The organism is Sphingobacterium sp. 1.A.4 (genome assembly GCF_002734245.1).
Classification (GTDB): domain Bacteria; phylum Bacteroidota; class Bacteroidia; order Sphingobacteriales; family Sphingobacteriaceae; genus Sphingobacterium; species Sphingobacterium tenebrionis.
In genome coordinates this window covers 1-1,424 of record NZ_PEAZ01000116.1, presented here as the reverse complement: position 1 = coordinate 1,424, position 1,424 = coordinate 1, and the positions used below count along the sequence as shown (strand labels likewise).

Genomic DNA, 1,424 nt, shown 5'->3' with positions numbered 1-1,424 from the left:
AAATCCGAACTCCATAAAGAGCAGATGGCTTTCCAGCAAACCTATCATTACCGGAGCAAGTCTAAGGAAAGGTATAAGATCGAGGCAAAGAACAGTGAGCTCAAGAATGTCCATGGTTATGGAAGAGCAGATTCCTATGGCATCCAAAATATGGAAATGCAGGGTGCAATGGCCATCTTCACGGTAAACTTGAAAAGAATCCTGAAATTGATCTAAAAAGGAGGAATATTACCTCAAAATCAATGGATTTGAGATTCTGAAAGCCTAAATAGCCACTCATGGTCGATTAAACCTTCAATRAAACCATTAAAAAACAAATTTTCAGAAATCCTTAGAACAAAAATGACCGAGTAAGATAAATCTTGTACTCAGTCATTTCTTTAAATCTCATTAAAAAGTTGAGACTTTTTCAGTGCCCTCACTAATCCTTTGGTCCTTTTTCTTTCTACAATATTGATTTCCATCTCTTTAGCAGGTTCGTTTTTTGGCGTTTTATGTAGATTATAAAGGCTGAAAATACTGTTTGGTTCATTTCCCGAGAACCGGTAATTTTCATCCACTTTTATTTTTGAGACAAGAGGCATACTCCTTTCATTTTTGAAAATATAAAGGTAGGTGAGAGATATTGGATATTCTAATTTAGGTTCAGGGATAATGGTTGGAATTTTGCTTGCCGAAGCTTTAGTTTTTGGCTTTTTCACTTCAGGAGTCTTTGGAAACATGGTTTCCGAACCAATGGCGTATAAAAATTTCTTATTCAGCATAAAGACCTTTGGCAAATGCTGTTTTCGAATGACTAAAGGCATTTCTAACTTTTCACCCGTTTTTTGGCTATAGAGATAGAACTTCCCTTTATCTTCAACATTAGCATAATATTGATTTTCCAGAAATATGCTATTTGCGATAAATTCATCAAAGGTTTTCTGCACACCGGACTCTAAGTTGACCAATACATTTTTCTTTTCTTTCGTGTCAAAAAGGATCTGGTTTTCCAAGTCTTCACTACTGCGAATGAAATTGCCGGTGATAACCTGTGTCCCTGTTTTATCTGACAGACCATACTGGTCATTGTAACGGTATAAAAAGAATTTTTGCTGTGCAAAAAGCGGATCAAGCTGAATCCTTGGGGGGGAATACTAAAAATTTCTTAGTTTAGCATCTTTAAAACAGTTATCCCTTGCAAGAAGCCGAACGTAAATTACTATCCTTGTTGATGCCCGAAGGGCTTTTGGWATACTTTCAGATCATAGAAGTCGATCAGGTCGACAATCAGCTCCATATTTATTTAGATGAACTTAATATTGCTCCGACAGGCTATGAGAACAACAGGTTGGAGTCAAAGGGCTTCATGCCTTCCACCGAGATCTCGGACTTTCCCATTCGAGGCCAGAAAGTTACGCTACATATCCGTCGTCGTCGCTGGA

The 1,424-nt window shown here is 37.6% G+C and carries 3 protein-coding genes; 2 read left to right on the top strand and 1 reads right to left on the bottom strand.

The features are described 5' to 3' along the window. The coding region (locus CRJ00_RS17340) for a transposase (protein WP_180268524.1) at nt 1-216 on the top strand (216 nt) is incomplete at its 5' end. A gap of 164 nt (nt 217-380) precedes the next feature. On the opposite strand, the gene CRJ00_RS17335 is transcribed toward CRJ00_RS17340, so the two are convergent. Continuing rightward, a complete protein-coding gene (locus CRJ00_RS17335; RefSeq protein ID WP_099367989.1) occupies nt 381-995 on the bottom strand; it encodes a hypothetical protein in 615 nt (204 codons plus the stop codon). Between the two features lie 182 nt (nt 996-1,177). Between CRJ00_RS17335 and CRJ00_RS17330 the strand changes: the two genes are divergently transcribed. Continuing rightward, nucleotides 1,178-1,424 (top strand): ISAon1 family transposase N-terminal region protein (locus tag CRJ00_RS17330; RefSeq protein WP_099367988.1); only part of this gene is annotated, 247 nt, incomplete at its 3' end.